We start from the raw sequence: 21,182 nt of genomic DNA on the forward strand, positions 1-21,182 counted from the left end.
AAACAATGCGCAGCCCGGCGGGTTTCTTCGTCCTGCAACGATTCGCACAAGCGGACCCGTTAGACTTACATGTATGAAGCGTCGGGTAATCGAGCATTATGAACTGATTCGTCGTCTTGGCGCAGGCGGTAGCGGCATCGTCTACCTGGCAACCGATCTGCTGCTAATGCGGCCAGTCGTGCTGAAGATTCTGAAGCGCGGCGCCCTGACCCTGGAGCAGATGCGAACCACGGTTCTGCGTGAGGCGAGGCTGGCTTCGGCGATTGAGCATCCGAATGTCTGCGCAATCTACGAGGTCGGAGAGTCCAGCGAAGAAGCCTATATCGTCATGCAGTATGTGCCGGGGCAATCGCTTGACAAGCTCATCGCACAGGGACCGGGAAGCCTGCAACTGGTGCTTTCCGTGGGCATCCAGATTGCCGACGGTCTCAGCGCGGCACACGCGCTTGGCATCTTCCATCGGGATCTGAAGCCTGCCAACGTCATGCTGACCGACGGCGGACTGGTGAAGATCCTCGACTTTGGTCTTGCCCGCCGTATCAATCCTGACGAAGGCGAGTTCGACCCGGCAAAGTCGCGCCGCAAGACAGGGCCCGTCGCAGCGACCTACACGGCACGCGGCGGAACCATTGCCTATATGGCTCCGGAGCAATTTGTTACCGGGCAAAGCAGCGTGCAGAGCGACATCTTCGCGCTCGGCGTGATGCTCTATGAGCTGATCAGCGGACGGCATCCCTTTGCGCGTGCCGATCGGGAGGAGCTTCAGAGCATACGCGCCATCCAGTTTGCGGATCCGCCGCCGCTGGACGAGAATGTGCCGCAGGAATTGAGCAGCGTTATCTTTCGCTGCCTGGAGAAGAATCCCGCGGAGCGCTACTCCTCCGCAGCCGACCTGCGCGAGGCGCTCAAGACGATCATGAAGGCACTGCAGATCGAGACCGGGGTTATCCCTGGAGATGCAGGCGCCAACCTGCCAGTCTCACCGGCAGAGACAGAGAAGCGTGCAACGGGATTCCTCTCCATGCTGGCGGAGCGATTCCGTGAGTCGGCAGACACCAGTTCGAAGCAGAACACGATCCTGGTGCTGCCGTTTGCGAACTTCGGCCCGGGAGAGGTAGCGCCGCTCTATGGTTTTGCGCTGGCAGATTCGATTGCTGCGCGGCTGGCGCGTATTCCGTCGCTCGTGGTCCGGCCATCCAGCGCGTTGATGCCGCTCCCGCTGCAAAAGCTGGATCCGCTTGCGATTGGACAGAAGCTGCTGGTGCAGTATGTGCTCACAGGCAACTTCCTGCGGTCGGAGAAAGGCTTTGATCTGAACTGGCAATTGCTGGATGTGCCCAAGCAGAGCGTACATGCTGGAGGAACGATCAGCGTGCCCTCGTTCGACCTGGTCGCCGTGCAGACGGAGATTTCCAACGAGGTCTTCGCGACGCTGCAGGGCCTCGGGTCCCTGGAGCCGCAGTCCGATAGGGATCGTCAGGTACGCATTGCACCGCTGGCGGAGAATCTTTCCGAGGAGTACCTGCAGGCGCGCGCCATGCTCTCCTCGTTCATGTCCCGCAGCGGCTCGCGCAGCGATCTGGACAAAGCTCGGGAGCTATTCGAGAACGTCGTGGCACAGGACGCGAATTTTGCCCCGGCGTGGAGCGGCCTGGGCATCACGAATCTGCAGTATGTTCGTCATGGCATCGGCGGACAGATGCACGTAATGACGGCACGCCGCGCTTTCGACAAGGCTCTCGAACTGGATCCGGGATCGGTGGAGTCGAATCTCTATCGTGTCTACATGCTGCTCTCCCGCGGCGAGAAGGAGAGCGCCCGTCATGGCATTGAGCACCTGTTGCAGTCAGCGGCAAATGACTGGAATGTCCACCTGGTTGCAGGGATCACGCTGCGCCTGGATGGCATGTATGAAGAGGCGCTTCAGCAGTACAACCGCTCGCTGAAGCTGAATCCCTCGAATGCCCCGGTGATCTATAACCATCGGGCCCGCGTCTACCACTACCAGAACCAGTTGGAGCTCGCCGACGAGGAGTTGCAGAAGGGACTTGCCCTGGAGCCGCGTCATCCGCTGCTGCGTACCTCGCTGGGTTACCAGCAGATGCGAATGGGCAATACCCGCGAGGCGATCAAGATCCTGGAAGAGGTAATCGATGAAGACGACAGCATGCGGATCGCTGTGCCCACGCTGGCGATCTGCTATGTGCAGATCGGCGATCGCGAGCGCGCCGCGATGTTCATCGACGAGGCATCTCTCTCCGCCGCAGAGGCGGACAGCGAGATGGCGTACCGGCTGGCAACTTACTTTGCCGTGGAGGGAGATGAGAGCGAAGCGTTGCACTGGCTGCGGCGCGCGATCTATCTGGGCAATGAGAACTACCCCTGGTTCTCAAGGAATCCGGCATGGAACAGCCTGCATGGGCACTCCGATTTCGAGCGCATCCTGGAGGATCTGAAGAAGTCCTTCCGCCGCAACCAGAAGAACTGGAAGCGCCTGTTGAGCAACGTGCCCGATGGAGCAGAGGGGTAAGCAGAATCGGGCTGACGGATGACGCAGCGGACAGACGTCAGCCTATTTCCTCTGCATTCGGCGCTTGATCTCTTCAGCGGAAACGTCTTCGATGTGCGTCGCCAGATACCAGTTGTGGCCGAAAGGATCGACGACACAGCTCATGCGGTCTCCGTAGGGCTGATCGGTTGGCTTGCGTACTTCCTTGGCTCCCGCCGCCACCGCCTGCGCATGCAGCGCGTCTACATCTTCCACGTAGAGCAGCAGGCCGACGGTGGTGCCCCCATAGTGCCGGGGTCCATAGGCGCCGATCTCCTGATGTTCGTCGGACAGCATCAGGCGGGAGTCGCCGATCTGGATTTCGGCATGAGCGACGCGGCCTTTGTCATCGTGCATGCGGAAGACCTCCTTCGCATGGAAGGCTTTCCCGTAGAACTGAATGGCCTGGTCGGCGCCGTCGATGTACAGGTAAGGAGTGAAGGTGTGGTATCCCGAGGGAATCGCGCTGACTTTGCCGGCAGAGTCTGGGCTCATGGCTTCTCCTCGCTCGCCCTGAATTGGATGCAGGGGAAGGGGAGAGCGTGTTGCCACAAAAAAATAAGGGAGCGCTCTTCGCGCTCCCATCCCCAGCCGGGATCGAATATTTTCAGTTCTGCACTGCTGTAAACGTCATCGGCTCGGTAAGTCCAAAAATGAGCACCGAATCCTTGGGAAGCTGTGCCTGGTGATTCTGCATCAGCATGTGAACCGTGATGATGCCTGCACCGATCGCGCCGCCTACCAGTGCTCCTGTGCCCCCGGCAAACTCTGCGCCAACCACAGCTCCGGCACCTGTTCCCAGGCCATACTCGACGGCATCTTTCTTCAGTTGCGACTTGGTAGTAATGGTGCCTTCGCTGCCCGCTTTCAATCCTCTGCTCTCCGTTTGCAGCACCTCTGCGTGCAGCATGTAACGGGAGCCATCGGGCATCATAACCACGTCGGGACGCAGGCGGATCGTTGGCTTGTTGCGCAGAGTTTTTCCGGCATGCACGGAGACGACGCGGCCACGGACTTCCGATCCCATGGGAATGATGACCTTGCCGGCCTGGGATACGGGAGCCATGACGATCGCGGTGAAGGGATCGCCGACATGCGTCGTTGAGGTGGAGAGAGCCTGCTGCAGTCGAACGCGGAGCAATGTCCCGCTTTCCAGTTCGCCGGGACGTTCAGGCGCCACGTGAACAATGTCTGCATCCGGATTGGTGGAGCGCTCATAGATGCTCGGCTCAAGTGTGGCGGCAGGCGTTGCGGAAGCCACTCTATCTCGCGGAACGTCATTCACGATATCGGCATCGGGATTGACCGCCGGCTTTGCAGGCTGCACCGAGGCGGCAGGCGCAGGCGTAGGTACAGCAGCTGCAGCTACCGGTGCAGGTGCACGCCGGGTCTGCAACACCGGCGTATCCGGAGAAGCCACAATCGTGTCATTGGCAGGTGGCTGGGAGGTGCCCTCGTAGGGGCTAGGCTTGGCATGGTTCTGTGCGCCAGCCGCCTGCGCCAGCAGCGCCACAGCGATCGTGGTGAAAAGAATCGGATTCGAATATCTCTTCATGCATGTACTCCAAAATGTTGGACGTCGAGGAACTGGCTAAGGCGCTATCTCCGGTCGATTCCGTCGAAACACCCCTGATATCCCGCGCTCCTGGGGAGGCAGGGTCCTCCATTCAATCTTAGGGCAGCCTCGGGCAGGGAAGCCGAGGCAGACCGGAGACATTGAGGAGGGGCGCACCAGAAGGGTTAATGCTGAGGATGGTGCCCAATCGCGAAGCCTTTTGCCCGGTGGGGTGTTGGCCCGCCGCCGATGCCCCTGTGACGCGCTTCACAATTCAGCCATCGCCGCTTTGTTAGAATGCCGAAGGACAGCAAAGTATATGGAAGGGGCGCTCCACTGAATAAGCCAGAGAGCTTTATCGAAACCATTGGCGGCGTTGCCGGTGACTTCATTTCCGTGGATCGCCGTCCCAAACTAAAAGACCGTTTACGGCACAAGATTTTGAGGAGTGATATGACAGAGATTGCAGCAATTCGAGCACGGGAAATTCTTGATTCGCGTGGAAATCCGACGGTTGAGGCGGAAGTGGTTCTGGCTGATGGCGCAATGGGGCGCGCGGCGGTTCCCAGCGGCGCTTCCACCGGTGAGCATGAGGCAGTGGAGCTCCGAGATGGCGACAAGTCCCACTACCTCGGCAAAGGCGTTCTGCAGGCTGTAGAGAACGTCGAAAGCATTCTGGCACCGGAATTGATGGGGATGGATGCGGCGAATCAGCGTCTGCTGGACGCGACGATGATCTCCATCGATGGCACGCCCAACAAGGGCCGTCTCGGCGCGAATGCCATTCTCGCGGTCTCGATGGCGGCTGCCCGCGCCACGGCAACCGCTCTGCAAATGCCGCTCTATCGCTACCTTGGCGGCGTCAACGCGTGCATCCTGCCCACCCCGATGATGAATGTGCTGAATGGTGGCGCGCATGCCGACAACAACGTCGATTTTCAGGAATTTATGGTCATGCCGGTGGGCGCCGAAACCTTTGCGGAAGCGCTGCGCTGGGGTGCGGAGACCTTCCACACGCTGAAGGGCGTTTTGAAGAAGCGCGGCTACAACACGGCAGTCGGCGACGAGGGCGGCTTTGCTCCCTCTTTAAAGTCCAACGTGGAAGCGATTGAGGTGCTGCTGGAAGCGATCACTCTCGCCGGATACAAGCCAGGCGAGCAGATCGCGATTGCTCTCGATCCGGCATCCAGCGAGTTCTACGTCAAGGAGACCGGTAAGTACGTCTTCAAGAAGTCGGATAAGACCGAGCTTTCGAGCGAAGAGATGGCGCGCTACTGGGAGAATTGGACCCGGCAGTACCCGATCGTCTCGATCGAAGACGGCCTGGCGGAAGACGACTGGGAAGGCTGGAAGATTCTCACCGACCTGGTGGGGGACAAGGTCCAGTTGGTGGGAGACGATCTGTTCGTCACCAACACGGAACGCCTGCAGCGCGGCATCGAAGAGGGCGTGGCGAACGCGATCCTCATCAAGGTCAACCAGATCGGTACGGTTAGTGAGACGCTGGATGCGATCGAGCTGGGCCGCCGCTACGGCTATGCTTCCATCATCTCCCACCGTTCGGGAGAGACGGAAGACACCTTCATTGCCGATCTGGCAGTGGCCACCGGAGCAGGGCAGATCAAGACCGGCTCGGCGTCACGCACGGATCGCGTTGCAAAGTACAACCAGTTGCTGCGCATCGAAGAAGAGCTTGGCCAGTCGGCGGAGTTCCTCGGTCGCGATTCCGTCAACTGCGACGAGTAGTATCTGCACAAAACAGGCAAAGCGGCGCGGAGAGCCCTCTCTCCACGCCGCTTTGCTGTTTTTGGAACAGGAGAAGAGTGCGTCCAGCCAGGAGACCGGCCTTTTCAGCGGTCCATCTTTATTAGCGGGCCTCGCGGTCGATTCCACGTCCCGCTGGCCAGGTGCGCAGGAAAGGCCGCCCGCCGACATACACTACCCTAGAGTAGATCGAAAGAGTGGTCGAAAGAGTCTCGCAAAAGAGTCGTTCGAAAGAGTTGTTCAAGGCCGGAGGGAGTTCCCATGAAGAGATTTTGTATCGTGGCATCTTGCGTCATCCTTTTCGCCACTGCAATGCATGCGCAGCAACCGTCGGCTGCGGCCAGCCAGTCTGCGGAGGCCACTTCGCCGGCTCATCCCATCACGCTGGAACAGACGCGGGAGATCTTCAACCTTGTGGGAACGCAGACCATGCTTCGCAGTCTGGCTCATGAGGCGTTGGTGATGCAGCGTGCCAGCGCTCCGCCGTGGATTCCGGAATCCATTTGGAAAGAGCTGGAAGAGAACCTGGTGAAGATTGATTTTCCAGCCCTGCTCTATCCCACATACGCCAGGCATCTTTCCCAGGAGGACGCCACCAAGGCCATCGCATTCTATCGGACACCGGAAGGGCAGCATTTTCTTGAGGCCACGCCCGTCGTGATGACGGAGGCCGCCAGGATCGGCCAGCAGCAGGGCGCACGCGTCGCTCAGGAGGTCTTTGCCAGTCATCAGCAGGAACTGTTGGATGCAAAGGCAGCCTATGACACGCAGCGGAAGAAGGACCTGGAGGAGATGACTCACCCGGCCCCGCCGGCGACGAACGCGAAGCCGTCCGCCCAACCGCATTAGCACTGCACTGGTCATGATGCATGGCACTGGTCGTGATGGGTGCCACAGGATACCTCCCCTGCGCGGTAGTAAGCTAAAGAGAGACCTTGCAAGCTCAAAAAACAGGCACCTGCCGCCCAAAACTTTGCAGTCGATTGAGGAAAATTACACGTGTCGATTCGGAAAAGACCGCTCATTCTTACCATCCTTGACGGATGGGGCTACAGTCCAGCAACCAAAGGGAATGCCATCGCGCAGGCGCGCAAGCCAACCTATGACAAGCTGCTCACCGATTTCCCGAATACGCTGATCCAGGCGTCCGACCACTTTGTGGGCCTGCCCGATGGGCAGATGGGGAATAGCGAAGTAGGCCACCTGAACATCGGGGCCGGCCGCATTGTGCAGATGGACATTACGCGGATCGATGCGCTGATTGCGTCGGAAGAGATCTTTAGCCATCCGGCGATCGTGGCGGCGATGAAGCGCGCCCGCGAAGGGCATCAGCTTCACCTGTTCGGACTGCTCTCCGACGGGGGCGTTCATTCGCAGCAGGAGCACTTGTATGCGCTTCTGAGAGTCGCCAAGAAGCTTGGTGTGGAGAAGGTTTTTGTGCACGCCTTCCTCGATGGCCGCGATACCTCGCCGACCAGCGGAGCAGGATACATTGCAGCCCTCGAGCAGAAGATGCGCGAGTATGGTGTGGGCAAGATCGCAAGCGTCTCGGGGCGCTACTACGCCATGGACCGCGACAAGCGCTGGGAGCGGGAGTTGAAGGCCTTCGACGCGATGGTAAAGGGCAAGGCCGAGGGCGGGGAATACACCGATCCTGCAGCGCACTTGAAAGAGCTGTACAACAATGGAATTACCGACGAGTTTGTGGTTCCCTATGTCGTCGTGGACACCCACGGGCACCCCGTCGGAGTCATTCGCGATGAGGATGTCTGCATCAACTTCAATTTCCGCGCAGACCGGGCACGTCAGATTACCCGGGTGCTGGCTCGTAATAGCGGGCTGAATAAAAACGGGGGCCGCGATCTGCCCGGCGCGGAAGAACTGGACGCGACGATTCCGCGGTCGATTACGCCGAAGGATCTCTACTACCTGTGCATGACGCAATACGACAAGTTGTATGAGCTCCCCGTCGTCATCCCGCCGGAGTCCATGGAGAACATCCTGGCGAATGTGCTGGCGCAGGCGAACCTGCGGAATCTGCGCGTCGCGGAGACGGAGAAGTTCGCTCACGTCACCTACTTCTTCAACGGCGGCATTGAGACTCCATTCCCGGGAGAAGAGCGTGCCCTGATTCCGTCGCTAAAGGTGGCCACTTATGACCTCGCACCGGAGATGAAGGCAGAGGCAATCGCCGATACCGTGATCAAGGCCATCAACGACACGGCATTTGATCTGGTTGTGGTGAACTTTGCAAATGCAGACATGGTGGGACACTCGGGCAAGATCGAACCGACGATCCGCGCCATCGAGACGATTGATAGCCAGCTCGGCCGGATCTATCGGGAGCTGAAGCAGAAGGGCGGCTCCATGATCATCACTGCTGATCACGGCAACTCCGAGCAGATGATCGATCCCGTAACCGGAGGTCCGCACACAGCTCACACCACCAATCCGGTGCCGTTGATCCTGATCAGCGAAGCGGCAAAGACCATCGGTCTGCGAACGGATGGCTCTCTGCGCGACATCTCTCCGACGCTGCTGGCCATGCTCGATCTGCATCTGCCCAAGCAGATGACGGGTGGCGATCTGAGGCAGATACTGACCAAGGCGTAAGGCACCAACGTCAAAGGCCCTCATCCTGGCTGGGATGAGGGCCTCTTCTATTCGCGGATCAGAAACGAACGGTGTGGCGTGGATACCAGATAACCTGGGCTGTTGTCGCGAAGTTGTTCTGGGTGCCGGTGGAGAGAAAAGGTGCCTTCCACTGCTCGTATTGCACCGAGGCATGCACCTCTACATCCGGCTTGATGCGTTTGACCATGGCGAGCGAAACATTATTCTGCGTGGTTCCAAGTGGCACGAAATCCTTGGGCGCCTTGACCCGCCGGTAGGAGAGTTGGATGGACTCATTCGGGCTCAGATGGTAGGTGAGCCACGCCTGACCCCCTTTGGATTCGCGCCCGATCCAATCCCCGAACATCATGCCCTTGTTGGTATACCCGTGGCGCTGCACATTCTCCCAATACAGAAATTTGCCGCCGGTGGTGGACTGGCTGACAGGGTCGGTTGAGACTCCTTCCACACGCAAATCCAACTGGTGCAGACGGGGGAACTTGGCGAGATAAATTCCGGGCCGGACACCGGAGCGCCGTGGCGCGCTGATGGGGCTGACGTCGTCGTGGACTTCGGAGTCGGTGTACAGCGTCACCCAATCGCGAAGATACGGAAGCCTGTAGCTGAAGTCGAAACTACCAAAGCGCGCCCCAGGATCGTTGCGTGAATTCTTCTCCGCTACGCTTACGTTCTGGAAGCTGAAGAAGCTCTTAAAGAAACTGTGGAGAGTGATGGGAACATGTCCCTTGCCGCCCCAGATGACGGTGCGCTCAAAGCCGAATTCGAGGTTTCGCGTGGGCTTGAAGCTGATCTTCTCGGCGTGCATCCAGGGATCGTTGGGGTAGGTATGGCCCTTCAGGCTGCCGATGAGGAAGTCATAGCGAAACGGCCCCGTGATGCGCGAGAGTCCCGGAACATAGACAGGCTCGGTGCGGTTGATGCGAAATGCGTAGATGTTCTCCGCATTGTTGCTGTAAGCCATGCTGCCGCCCTGCGCAGGGCCCATCCACGCATCGCTTTTGCCAAAGGAGACCTCATTGTGCAGGATGCTCGCCGAAAGGTTCGCCTCCACGATGCGGAAGACGTTGGCATCCGCGATCGGGCCAGTGGGCAGGGTGGCCTGTGCCGGACCGAAGGGAACCTGGTCAATGGCCGAGAGCGCCTCGGATACCTGGGACGAGTAGCCAGCCGCAGAGGGAGCATGTTGATATTCCCCACGCACGTAGAGGGAGAACCGCCCCGCGGCTTCCGTCGCCGCACTGAATCCAGTGACGTTGTTCAGCCCTTCCCGATTGGGCCTGCCGTAATCGTTGATGAAGGTCTGGCCGGCGTGGAAGCTGTCGTTGAGCGGCGTGCCCGAAACGCCCTGGATCCGTGTATACACGGATTCAAGCTGCGCCCATCCCACGGTGTTGTCCGTGGCCTCCGGATCTCTCATCAGCTCGCGGCGAACGGCCGCATAGATCTCACGCGCCTCCTCGTTGTTTTCACCATCGTCGAGTTTGTCCGCGGTTTCGCGCAGGATATTCCTCGTGCTCTCCCGCGTCCACGGGCGCAGGCCGATAAAGGCCGAATCTGCATAGCCAAGAGAGAAGAGGCGAAGGACAGCAGGATAGATCCAGCTATCGACAGGGATATAAGGCGACCCCATCTGGTAAAGGTCAGGAATGGGCTCGATGGGCTGGAGTGTCTGCGAGTGGGATGGCGCCACGGGGATGTGGGATCCCAAAGGCCCTTGCGCCGCCAGCGGGACGCTCGAAGCGGTACCGGCGGACTCCTGGGAAAACATACATGCGGCGGGCAGAAAAAGAGCTCCCGCCATCAGTGGCATTGCAAAAGAAAGCAGCTTCACGCCTACCTCAGTGTTCAAGAACCCGAAAGCTCGGGAAATAAATCAAACCGTTGCACGTGGAGAACCCGCCAGAAGGGAAGGGGATTCGAAGATTCTTAGATTCAGATTCAATCCCCTTCTTGTCGTCTATATCGGCGTTTAGCGGGAAAGGCCTATCTTGGGATACCACGTAATCTGCAGGTTCCCGGATACGTCGCTCTGTTTGCCCGTATGCAGCAGCGGAATCCACCAGCGCTCATACTGCACGCTGGTATTCAATTCGATATTCCGCGACAGACGCTTAACCAGCTTCACGCTGAAGTCTGTCTGCGATCCTCCGCCCGCCCACAGACGGGTGTCGATCTTGGAGTCGCGATACTGCGCCTGCACCTGTTCCCGTGGGGAGAGCCAGTAGGTGAGCCAGCCCTGATATCCGGTGCTGTCGCGTCCGATCCAGTCGGCAACCAGAAAGCCCTTATTGGTATACCCATCTTTGTAGGCATGGTTGGTGTAGGTGATGCCGGCACTATGCGCCTGGTTCGAATAGGGAGCTTCAAAGCGGAGATCGAACCTGGGAGCGCCTGGAAGGTGCGAGATGTAAATGCCCGGTCTCCACGAAGATCGGCGGAAGTTGGCCAGCGGCGATGGGTCATCATCGCAAATGGAGTCGGTATAGATGGTCACGCTCTTGCGCAGGAATGGCAGCCGCCAGCGAAAATCAAATCCACCGCGACGGTCGCCAACGTCGTAGGCTCTCTCTCCCGCGTTCGGCTGATCGCCTACGCTGGTAAAGCTGTTCCAGAAGTTTCCAAAGGTGAGCGGGTGATACCCCTTGCCGGCAAACTCGTCTGTCCGCGAGAAGCCGAACTCAAGATCCTTGGTAGGGTGAATGCTCACCTTATTGCCAAATACCCAGGGATTGTTAGGACTGCGGTGTCCCTTGAAATCGCCGAAGAAGTTGTCGGTACGAATCGTTCCAATGATGCGCGACAAGAATGGAATGTAGAGCGGTTCGACACGATTGATGCGCAGCATATAGATGGGCTCGGCGTTGTTGCTGTACAGCATCGCACCGCCTTGAGCCGGGCCCCACCACATATCACTCTTGCCAACGGAGATTTCGGTTCCCCATACGTGATATCCGAGATAGGCGTTGAGAATGCGGAAGTTGTCACGCGTCCCCGTGGCAAAGGAGTTGGGCACACCAATGTTGGAGTCCGCGATGGAGGTCACTGACTGCACACTCAGCGGCTCGGCGGCCAGGCCGGGAGCGTGCTGATACTCGCCGCGAACATACAGGGTGAACCTGCCGGCTTCCGCCCGCGCGCTGCCGCCCAGTTGCAGGTTGAAGCCGTCCGCATAGGGCCTTCCATAGTTGTTGATGATCGTCTGCCCAAAGTGGAAGCTATCGGTCAACGGCTGGCCGCCAATCTGCAGCAGGTTGCCGTAAACCGATTCAACGTGAGCATTCACCTGGGGAGCGCGGAGGTCGGTTAGCAATTCGCTCTGCAGGGAACTGAAGAGCTCCCGCGCAACCGTGTCTTGCGGGTTGTCATCCAGCTTCGTTTCTGTGATCTCCAGCATGTGGGCCACGTTTAAACGCGTCCACGGCCGTTCTCCGAAGAATGCCGTATCGATGTATCCCAGCCCCGCAAGACGGTCCAGAGCTGGATACATCCAGCTATCCATGGGGATATAGGTCGATCCTGCAGAACTGATATGGCGAACAGGGTCGCTCGGCTTGTACACCTTGGGCAGCGGGGGATTCTCTTTCGCTCCAGCAGATTTGGGGCTGCCTGACGGTTGGGGGGTGCTTGGAGCTTCAGGGGTGACCGCCGGGCTGCTGGGGGCCGTCTGTGGGGCCGTCTGTGGGGTCGTCTCCTGCTGCTCCGTTGCCGGAGCCGGGGGAGCGCCCTCAGGTAGCTTCGGGTTCACCTCAACCTCGCCGGGATCGTCCGACCTGGGGGTGTTTTGCGTCTCACTCTGGGGCTGCGCAGCAGGAGTGCTTTGCTGAAAAGGCATCGCGGCAACCGGAGATAATTCGCTCTCAAGCGGAAGCGCCATTGCCGCCGGAACCACAGAAACACACGTCACCACAAAACTGGCCAAACAAAGAAATCTCACTTGCACCTCAAGACTGGTTCTTCTGTTTACGCCTGCTCCAATGGCAGCACGTTTTCAGCAATGAATATAGTTAAATGGTCACAGGCAGAATCGTTCAGAGGTTACTCCACGCTTACTCCAACCTACTGAAAGCGTACTCCGGGGTCAAACGATGGGCATGGGAGCCGGTCAGCTCGCGATCCCATCATCCGGGAAAAGCGCCATTGCTGTTGGACGCAGCAGATGCTTCCAACTCTGCTGTTCCACATGGCTCCCCACGCGGTCCGGCTCGATTGCCCAGACTGCTGGAGCACGGTTTACCGGATCACGGCCTCTTCAACAATTCTCTCTGAAAGTTTTCGAGAGCCGTCTGCTTTCGCCTTTCGCTGAAAAGTCCCTTGCGTGTCAGGTAGTCCTCCATCAGGCGTAGAGGATCGACCAGTGGCCAGGAGGGCCTGCAATCGATCAGCGTCGGTCCACCGCCCTGGCGAGCCCGCGTAATCGCCTCAAAGGCCACTCTGTATACGGCGACCACGTCATTGCCATCCACCGGAATGCCGGGAAAGCCAGATTTCTCCGCCTGGCGGCTGACGTCGGGTGCGCCGGACTGCCGCTTGCCCGGCGCGGGATCGGCTGCGAGATCCTGCTGCGCGACGAAGACCATGGGCAGGTGGTGGCGGCCGGCGAAATCCAGCGTCCTGTCCCAGGCTTTGATCGCTGCGGGTCCCTTTCCAGAAAAGACGACGACGATATCGCTGCGATGCAGTCTCTTGCTCTCAAGAGCGGCATGGGTGGCAGCCTTCATCTGCGCTGCGATGGTCGCAGGCCGCGTCCGGCCGTTCTGCGAGCCATTACCGGATGCTGCCGGGCCGACGAATGGCGCAAGAATCGCCGCGGGTGGAATGCCCTGGATCAGGCTCGTGCTGCGATCGAGATTCGCCGGAGCAATCGTGTCCGTTGGGAGCAGATCGACTGCTACGCCAACGACTGTAGCCTCGTGTCCCACGGTTGAGTTACCGTTGCGCGCACTCCTCGGCAGCAGCTGGGCTGCCTGCTCCTCCATTACCCGGCATTGGAGCATCGCTGTGTAGATCTGCCTCAGCTTGTTATCGCTGATGAGCGAGAAGCCATTCTTCGCCGCCGTTGCAGCAGGCTTTTTCTGAACCCTGGTTGTACCGCTTGTAGCCATCTGTGCAGAGACCCTCGGGTGGATTGTAAATGGAGGGGCGTCGCTCCATCGCAAGCGGTTGTGGCGTTCCGCGGTCGGTGGGCTATTGCCTGCAAATGTGTGCACGTGGGATTTGCACAAAAGTGTGAAAAAGCTTGTGCAAAGCTCGGTACAAACGCTGGGAAATCCACGAGCCATGCGGCTCCGGAACACTCTGCACCAAAAATGGTGCAGTGATGGAAAGACCTTTTAGGTAGAGTAGTCCGCGTTGATGTGGACGTACTCGGTCGTGAGGTCCGTCGTCCAGAATCGGCAGCGTCCCGCGCCGATACCCAGCGAGAGGCGGATCCGGTATTCGCGCTGCATCAGGTATTTGTGTGCGGCGGCTTCATCGAAGCGTGGCGAGCGTCCGCCATCGCGGCAGATCTCCAGATCGCCAAACCAGACGTCGATCTTCGCCGGATCGATGGCCACGCCAGAGGCTCCAGCGGCGGAGAGCAGGCGACCCCAGTTGGGGTCACATCCCGCCCAGGCTGTCTTGACGAGCGGGGAGTGGGCAATGGCCTTGGCCACGGTGAGCGCGTCGGCGTCGCTGGGGGCGCCATCGATCTCCAACTCCACCATATGCGTGATGCCTTCGCCATCGGAGACAACCTGCTTGGCCAACGAGGTGCAGACCTGCGTCAACGCCTGCTGGAACGCGGGCGCGGAGGCAGCATCGATGGCGGCTCCGCTTGCACCCGAGGCCAGGAGCAGAACCGTGTCATTGGTGGAGGTGTCCCCATCCACCGAGATGCAGTTGAAGCTGACCTTGACCGCTGCCTGCAGAAAGGTGTCGAGGGCGGCGGGTTCCACCTGGGCATCCGTCAGGATATACACCAGCATGGTGGCGTGCGGGATGAGCTGAGGCCCGATCATGCCTGAGCCTTTTCCTACGGCCACGATGCGGACTTTCTTGCCGCCGACATCGAGGGTAGCTGCGGCGACTTTCTCACGGGTATCCGTGGTCATAATGGCCAGGGCGAGCTGGTGCAGATGCTCGGCGCTGCTTCCCATATCCGCCTGGAGCTTCGGCAGGGCCGCCACCAGCTTCTCCGCGGGCAGCGGCACGCCAATAATCCCGGTTGAGGAAGGGAAGACCTCATAGTCCTGGCAGCCGAAGGTTTCGGCAGCGGCTCCGCAGACACGCTTGGCTGCATCCAGACCCGCCTCGCCGGTGGCGCAATTCGCGTTGCCCGCATTGATCGCCACTACCCGTATGTGGCCCGCTGTTCGGCTCAGGTGGATCTTATCCACGATCAGGGGCGCGGCGATGACCCGGTTCGCGGTAAACATGGCTGCGGCGCTGGCACGCTCGGGGGCTACGATGCAGGCAAAATCCGAGCGGCCACTGGCCTTCAGGCCGGCCCTCACGGCAGAAAAGAGAAAACCGCCCGGTACGGCGTCGTCGGAGAGAAAAGTTGTCGAGTTCATGGTGAGCCCTTTTACTCTATCAAGTTGCTGGTGTTCGAGGAGAAACCTGTTGGCTCATGTACCAGAAGCTGCAACCGATTTTCTGCGTTTCCGAAACGTCAACGTCGCCCGTGGCGAATCCATCGTCCTGCACGACATCAATCTGAACATTGCAGCGGGGGAGCACGTCGCGATTCTGGGGCCGAACGGCTGTGGCAAATCCACCCTGATCAAGACGATCGCCTGTGAGTGCTATCCGATTGTCCGGCCCGGCATGCAGGTCAACATCTACGGGCGGGAGCGATGGGATCTGACCGAGCTGCGCAAGCATCTTGGGGTGGTCCAGTCCGGCCTGCCCGGCGTGCAGACCCAGAGGACCACCGGCCTCGATGCTGTGATTGCAGGCTTCTTTTCTGCGTCCACTTTATGGCCGAACCTTAAAGTGATGGATGAGATGAAGATGAGGGCGCATGAGGCCCTGGAGAGGCTGACATCGGAGTATCTTGCTGCCAAACTGGTGGGGAAGATGTCGAGCGGCGAGAAGCGGCGCATCCTGATTGCGAGAGCCCTGGTCCATCGGCCTCGGACTCTGCTGCTCGACGAGCCATCGAATGAGCTGGATCTGGCAGCCCAGCGGGAGCTGCGCGAGATGCTGCGGCGCCTTGCCCGGGAGGGAACCGGAATCCTGATGGTGACGCACCACCTGCCGGACATTATCCCCGAGATGGAACGGGTGCTGCTGATGAAGGAGGGCCGTATCGCCGGCGATGGCTCCAAGAGGTCGATGTTGACTCCGGCTTCCTTGCAGATGCTCTTCGGCGTACCTGTGGATGTAGCCGAGCGGGATGGCTTTTTTTATTCCTGGTAAAGGGAGTTTTTACCCCGTGGATAGGGCGGTTGACGGGCGCGCCCTCCCGGCCTAATCTGCAGGTACACGGGAAAGGAGGATGATCCAGCCTATGAAGATTGAACCAAGTTGTTGCAGGAATCAACGTGAGGTGACTGAGGCTTAGGGCTCTGCGCTCTAGACCTGGCGAAACCGCAATCCACTCGCCGAGGCCCACTTTCAATCCCGTACTCCCGGGATTTGAAGGCGCGGATGCCTCAGGTCAAACCCAACAGTTCACCGGTGATGGGCTCGCCGCCAGAGATGGCAGCGAGCCCATCACTTTTATGACTCCAAGTTTGCCATTGGACGCTCAAGGGAGTGGAAGTATTGGAGAGAAAATCGTCTCCGTCGATTTTCTCGTTTGTCATGCCGCGTACATCCGGTCTTACAATAGCGGTATGGAACCCCTCGTTATTGCAGGAAGAGCTTTTCAATCCCGTCTGATTGTCGGAACCGGAAAGTACAAGGATGGCCCGGAGACTCAGGCCGCCATTGAAGCTTCGGGAGCCGAGATGGTCACTGTGGCCGTCCGCCGCGTCAACCTGGATCGCTCCAAGGAATCCTTGCTGGACTACATCGATCCCAAGCGCTATTTCCTGCTACCGAATACAGCCGGGTGTTATACCGCCGATGAGGCGATCCGCGCTGCGCGGCTGGGCCGGGAAGTTGGGCTCTCGGACTGGGTCAAGATCGAGGTCATTGGAGATCAGGCGACGCTCTATCCCGATGTTCAAGCAACGCTGGAAGCTACTCGGGTACTGGTAAAGGAAGGCTTTACAGTTCTTCCGTATACTACTGATGATATTGTGTTTGCGAAACGGCTGATCGATGCCGGAGCGGCTGCTGTCATGCCTCTCGGGGCGCCGATCGGCAGTGGAATGGGGATTCAGAATACGGCAACCTTGCGCATTCTCCGCGAGTTGATAACCGAGGTTCCGCTGATCGTAGATGCCGGGGTGGGTACTGCTTCCGATGCGGCGCTTGCGATGGAGCTGGGAGCCGATGCGGTGCTGATGAACTCCGGAATTGCGCACGCCGCCAAGCCGGTGCTGATGGCGGAGGCGATGATGCACGCCGTGCTCGCTGGTCGTGAGGCATACCTGGCCGGACGCATGGCGCGCAAGCTGTATGCCACGGCAAGTTCGCCGCTTGAAGGCGTGTCCCGATAAGGGCGAGCATCGACCTTACACGTGGGTGGACCGCGAGGAACACTCCTCCACCCGCGGATGCTGCGGTACACTCATCGTTAAATGCGTGTCTTCGGGATTGATTGCGGAACCGAATGTACCGGTTACGGCGTTGTAGAGTGGAACGACGCCTTGCGAGAGCCGCGCTTGGTTGCTCGCACTCTCGGCGGCATTCGCCTGCCCAAAAGCCAGACCATGCCGCAACGATTGGCGCTGGTGTATGCCGAATTGACATCGCTGCTGCAGGTCTACCAGCCGGATGTTGTGGCGATTGAAGAGGTCTTCTACTCCGTCAACGCCAAATCCGCCTTGAAGCTGGGCCAGATCCGCGGAGTGGCGCTGCTGGCCGCGGCGATGCAGAACCTGCCGGTCGCCGAGTATGCACCGCTGAAAATCAAGTCCTCCGTTGTCGGTTATGGGCTGGCCAAGAAGGAACAGGTTCAGTTCATGGTGGCGCGTCTGCTATCCCTGGATTGCACTCCGGAACCAGCCGACGCCGCCGACGCGCTGGCCATTGCGATCACTCACATCCACACGGCTCAGACACTTGGTTTGCAAGGAGCTCGCTGAAGCATGCGTGCAATTTATGGGGTTCTTTTTGCGTTCGCCCTCTCCGTGGCGGCCCCGTCCCAGGAGACTACTCAGGTCGCTTCCCGCGGGGCAGTCATCACCTACGCCTATGAGAACGCCAATCTGGTGCCACCTCGCTACCTCTTGAGTGTTCGCGAAGATGGCACCGGCACGTATGAGTCGCCGGATGGCATCGTGACCGGCGCCGCAGCGGGCCATGGCAAACCCTTCAAGCAGGAGATCACCATATCCCCGGCAACGCTGCATATGATGTTTTCTGTAGCACGTGAGCACAAACTCTTCAACGTGGGCTGTGAGGCCACGGGTGTGGGGAGGATTGCGTTCCAGGGAAAGAAGGTCCTCGGGTACGAGGGTACGGACGGCAAAGGATCCTGCACTTTTAACTATTCAAAGATTAAGCAAATTCAGCAACTTAGCGATACTTTGCAATCTATCGCTTCAGCTCTTGAGATCGGCCACCACCTGGAAGTGGACCACCAATACGACCGCCTGAGCCTGGACGCTGACCTTGCGTCGCTGGCTGAAAGCGTATCGCTGGGCCGCGCTCTTGAATTACAGAATATCCGCACCACTCTGCAGGAGATCGCCTCCGATCCGGGCGTCCTGAATCGCGCCCGTCAGCGGGCTACGGTTCTGTTAAATGGCGGCCAGCACTAATATCACGGGGTCGCCCATCCCACCTTTCGCCCAGCACATATGGATTTTCCCCTGCGGTCAGAAGACTGCGGAACGAATGCCGGCACTTCGGGTCTAATATAGCCAGGGATCGGTAAAGGCCCTGAAATGGAGGTGCTCCTCGTGAGGCACCCAAAGTTCCTGAAGCTTCTTTGCTCGCATTCTTACCTCGGCCGTGGTTCTCATGCATCCGAATCATTCCTGACGTTTTTGCCGGCTGTCGTGCTGCTGGTGCTCCTCTCGCTTAGCGGGTACGCATCCGCGGGTCCGCGCAAATCCGAGCGCCAGCCCCATATGGCACGCTTGAGCCATGTGGATGGGAGCGTGCAGGTTTTGCGGGGCGATCAGACGGAATTCGAGCAGGCAGTCCCGAATATGCCGCTGGTGGAAGGCTCCCGTCTGCAGACCGGGCAGGATGGTCGTGCCGAGGTTCAGTTTGACAATGGAAGCATCGCCCGGATCACGCCGAACAGTTCTATGAGCCTGAATCAGATTGAGCGCGGGCTGGAGGGGGCGTCGGTCACGCAGGTAGAACTGCTGTCGGGCTTGGGCTACTTTGAGCTGCGCTCGCGGGGCGGCGAGAATTCGCTTCTCTACTCCTCTTACACCATTACTCCGGTGGAAAGCTCGGCCACGATCCGGATGGACGCGGATGCCAAGCCGGCGGAGCTGGGTGTGCTGGATGGAAATGTCCACATAACTGGCGGCACTTCGCTCTCCGTCGATGTTCATGCCGAGGAGACGATTCGTTTCGACCCGGTGGATCCAGCCCGCTACTTCCTGGTGCAGGGAGTCCCTCCTCAATCCTGGGATCAATGGAACAGCGACCGGGACCAGGCACTCGACCAGCAGGCGATGAAGCGGACGGAAGCAAACGCCGCGATGGGGAACTCCTATAGTCCTGGCTGGGACGATCTCGACCAATATGGGGGCTGGTACTCGGTCCCTGGGTACGGAAATGTCTGGTCTCCCTATGGAGCGGGTCCTGGCTGGGATCCTTATGGATCAGGGTACTGGGGCTACTATCCGGGCTCAGGATACATGTGGATCTCGGGATACTCGTGGGGGTGGTTGCCCTATCGCTGCGGCAACTGGAACTACTTCGACATGTTTGGCTGGGGCTGGATGCCGAACAACTGCGGCCTTGGGTGGTACCCGGGAAGTGTCGTGATCGTCAACGGACCGCAGGGCTATCATCCGCCGCCGCGTCCGCACCCGTCTCGCGCGGTCGCCTCCAACGGCTCGGGACCGGCGAATCGGTTCATCCGCGTGAATCGGGGACCGCAGGCGACTTTGATCGCGCCGGAGCAACCGGACAAGTCGCAGCAGCATGCGAGGGTCATCAATGGTGTCGTAATCCATCCCTTGCAGCCACAGCCTCGGTTGCAGTCTCCAAAGGTAGAAACCGGGCTTCGTCCTTCAAGTCCCACCGGAGCGACGCCAGGTCCGACCGCACCTGTGCAGCCTCGCCCCGTCGGGTCGAGTACACGCGCGCCTTATAACCCTGCCCAGAGTGGAGCTTCGACAGCAACTACGCCGAGGAGTGGTGCCCAGAGTTCTCCCGGAATGACGCCGGTGCCATCGCCGCGGACTGTGACGCCCATGCCATCCAGACCGTCGGTTGTCGCTCCTGCGCCTCCGCCGAGAGCCATTACGCCGGCTCCGAGACCGAGTCCTCCGCCGTCATACTCGGCGCCGCGCTACTCGCCACCACCGCCTCCGCCGGTGCATTTCTCCCCACCGCCTCCTATGGCTGCTCCGCCGTCAGCAGGACGAGTCGGTTTGGGCCCCAGATAAGCAGTCAACAAGGACAGAAGGGGCCATCGGATTCGATGGCCCTTTCCTTTTGCCGTACGGCTGAATCATTGCTTGTAGAGCGTGAGATGCAGGCGGGCCAGAGTCTCAAGCGATAGCGCCTCTGCCCGCGCATGGGGATCGATCCCGCTCTCCGCGAGAGCCTTCCGGATGGTCTCCGCATCATAGCCAACAGCCTTCAGATTATTTGCCAGGGTCTTGCGCTTCTGCGCGAAGCACTGGCGCAGCAGCGGCAGGAACTCATCGGCCTTGACCCCCAGCTCCGCAAAGCGAGGCCGGATGCTCATGCGGAAGACCGTGGAGTACACATCCGGTGGAGGCGCGAAGGCATCCGGAGGCAGAGTGAAGAGCTTCTCGACGCGTGCATACAACTGCGTCGTGGTCGAGAGCAGGCCGTAGTCCCGAGTGCCGGGGAAAGCGGCGACGCGATCCGCGACCTCGCGCTGCACCATGAGTACCGCTCGTGACAGAACCTCTGCCTGGTCAAAGAGGCGTAGCAGGATATCCGAGGTGATGTAGTACGGCAGGTTGCCGACGATCATCAGTTTTTCATCTGGCGCGCGGAGAAGAGAGGCAAGTTCGAGCGTGAGGATATCGTGCTGCACGATTTCCACCGATGGCCGATCCGCGAAGTCTTCCCGCAGTTTCGCTGCGAGGGTAGGATCAAGCTCCACCGCGACCAGCTTAGCGGCTCGTGCAGCGAGGTGATGCGTAATCGCGCCTCGTCCAGGGCCGATTTCGACAACAGTCTGTTGTGAAATGTCTCCCAGTGCATCTGCGATGCCTGTTGCCGCGCCGGGATCGATGAGAAAGTTTTGTCCTAGTTTCGGTTTTAAAGCCATGAATTCTGTGGATGTACCTCGGCGCTGATTGATGCATCTTGCACCAGCATTCATTTAGACTACGCTTTTGTAGAGATATTTCAGTTCTGAGTCTTCCCGTGCCCCTGCGGGAAGAAGTTCTAGACATGTCTTTTACTGGAGCGGTGATT

The 21,182-nt window shown here is 59.4% G+C and carries 16 protein-coding genes; 9 read left to right on the forward strand and 7 right to left on the reverse strand.

Translation table 11 applies throughout. The features are described 5' to 3' along the window. Window positions 1-73: 73 nt before the first annotated feature. Window positions 74-2,530, forward strand: a complete 2,457-nt coding sequence (locus VM554_15810; GenBank protein HVJ09844.1) for a protein kinase — start codon at window positions 74-76, stop codon at window positions 2,528-2,530. A gap of 42 nt (window positions 2,531-2,572) precedes the next feature. Here VM554_15810 and VM554_15815 read toward each other — a convergent pair whose 3' ends face one another. Both VM554_15815 and VM554_15820 read right to left on the reverse strand, forming a co-directional pair. Continuing rightward, complete coding sequence (locus tag VM554_15815) at window positions 2,573-3,043, reverse strand: VOC family protein (GenBank protein HVJ09845.1); 471 nt, start codon at window positions 3,041-3,043, stop codon at window positions 2,573-2,575. Between the two features lie 112 nt (window positions 3,044-3,155). Continuing rightward, the gene (locus VM554_15820) at window positions 3,156-4,103 is read right to left on the reverse strand and encodes a hypothetical protein (protein HVJ09846.1); all 948 of its coding nucleotides are present in this window, start codon (window positions 4,101-4,103) and stop codon (window positions 3,156-3,158) included. Between the two features lie 453 nt (window positions 4,104-4,556). Between VM554_15820 and eno the strand changes: the two genes are divergently transcribed. From eno to gpmI, 3 genes are all read left to right on the forward strand, one after another. Then, on the forward strand, window positions 4,557-5,849 hold the full coding sequence (gene eno / locus VM554_15825) for a phosphopyruvate hydratase (protein HVJ09847.1): 1,293 nt from the start codon (window positions 4,557-4,559) through the stop codon (window positions 5,847-5,849). Between the two features lie 279 nt (window positions 5,850-6,128). Beyond that, complete coding sequence (locus tag VM554_15830; protein HVJ09848.1) at window positions 6,129-6,716, forward strand: DUF2059 domain-containing protein; 588 nt, start codon at window positions 6,129-6,131, stop codon at window positions 6,714-6,716. Between the two features lie 150 nt (window positions 6,717-6,866). After that, window positions 6,867-8,480, forward strand: a complete 1,614-nt coding sequence (gene gpmI / locus VM554_15835; protein ID HVJ09849.1) for a 2,3-bisphosphoglycerate-independent phosphoglycerate mutase — start codon at window positions 6,867-6,869, stop codon at window positions 8,478-8,480. Window positions 8,481-8,538: 58 nt separating this feature from the next. Here gpmI and VM554_15840 read toward each other — a convergent pair whose 3' ends face one another. The 4 genes from VM554_15840 to argJ form a co-directional block, all read right to left on the reverse strand. Then, window positions 8,539-10,332: a capsule assembly Wzi family protein gene (locus tag VM554_15840; protein ID HVJ09850.1), complete on the reverse strand. Its 1,794-nt coding sequence runs from the start codon at window positions 10,330-10,332 to the stop codon at window positions 8,539-8,541. Window positions 10,333-10,470: 138 nt separating this feature from the next. Further along, window positions 10,471-12,441, reverse strand: coding sequence for a capsule assembly Wzi family protein (locus VM554_15845; protein HVJ09851.1), 1,971 nt, complete (start codon window positions 12,439-12,441; stop codon window positions 10,471-10,473). 298 nt (window positions 12,442-12,739) lie between these two features. Next, window positions 12,740-13,603: a thiamine pyrophosphate-dependent enzyme gene (locus VM554_15850; GenBank protein HVJ09852.1), complete on the reverse strand. Its 864-nt coding sequence runs from the start codon at window positions 13,601-13,603 to the stop codon at window positions 12,740-12,742. A gap of 228 nt (window positions 13,604-13,831) precedes the next feature. Next, window positions 13,832-15,055 (reverse strand): bifunctional glutamate N-acetyltransferase/amino-acid acetyltransferase ArgJ, encoded by a 1,224-nt coding sequence (gene argJ, locus VM554_15855; GenBank protein HVJ09853.1) that lies wholly within the window; start codon window positions 15,053-15,055, stop codon window positions 13,832-13,834. Between the two features lie 49 nt (window positions 15,056-15,104). Here argJ and VM554_15860 point away from each other — a divergent pair, with 49 nt between their 5' ends. From VM554_15860 to VM554_15880, 5 genes are all read left to right on the forward strand, one after another. Further along, complete coding sequence (locus VM554_15860) at window positions 15,105-15,902, forward strand: ATP-binding cassette domain-containing protein (GenBank protein HVJ09854.1); 798 nt, start codon at window positions 15,105-15,107, stop codon at window positions 15,900-15,902. 419 nt (window positions 15,903-16,321) lie between these two features. Next, entirely contained in the window at window positions 16,322-17,092 is a 771-nt protein-coding gene (locus VM554_15865) for a thiazole synthase (protein ID HVJ09855.1), read from the forward strand. 81 nt (window positions 17,093-17,173) lie between these two features. Next, window positions 17,174-17,680 carry a crossover junction endodeoxyribonuclease RuvC gene (ruvC, locus tag VM554_15870; protein HVJ09856.1) on the forward strand — a complete coding sequence of 169 codons (507 nt, stop codon included), beginning with the start codon at window positions 17,174-17,176 and terminating at the stop codon, window positions 17,678-17,680. 3 nt (window positions 17,681-17,683) lie between these two features. Continuing rightward, on the forward strand, window positions 17,684-18,358 hold the full coding sequence (locus tag VM554_15875) for a hypothetical protein (protein HVJ09857.1): 675 nt from the start codon (window positions 17,684-17,686) through the stop codon (window positions 18,356-18,358). A 141-nt stretch (window positions 18,359-18,499) separates the two neighbouring features. Continuing rightward, the gene (locus VM554_15880; GenBank protein ID HVJ09858.1) at window positions 18,500-20,173 is read left to right on the forward strand and encodes a DUF6600 domain-containing protein; all 1,674 of its coding nucleotides are present in this window, start codon (window positions 18,500-18,502) and stop codon (window positions 20,171-20,173) included. 65 nt (window positions 20,174-20,238) lie between these two features. Here the strand turns inward: VM554_15880 and rsmA are convergent, their stop codons facing one another. Next, the gene (gene rsmA, locus VM554_15885) at window positions 20,239-21,033 is read right to left on the reverse strand and encodes a 16S rRNA (adenine(1518)-N(6)/adenine(1519)-N(6))-dimethyltransferase RsmA (GenBank protein HVJ09859.1); all 795 of its coding nucleotides are present in this window, start codon (window positions 21,031-21,033) and stop codon (window positions 20,239-20,241) included. Window positions 21,034-21,182 lie beyond the last annotated feature (149 nt).

The organism is Acidisarcina sp., from assembly GCA_035539175.1.
In the GTDB taxonomy this organism is placed as follows: Bacteria; Acidobacteriota; Terriglobia; order Terriglobales; family Acidobacteriaceae; genus JANXZS01.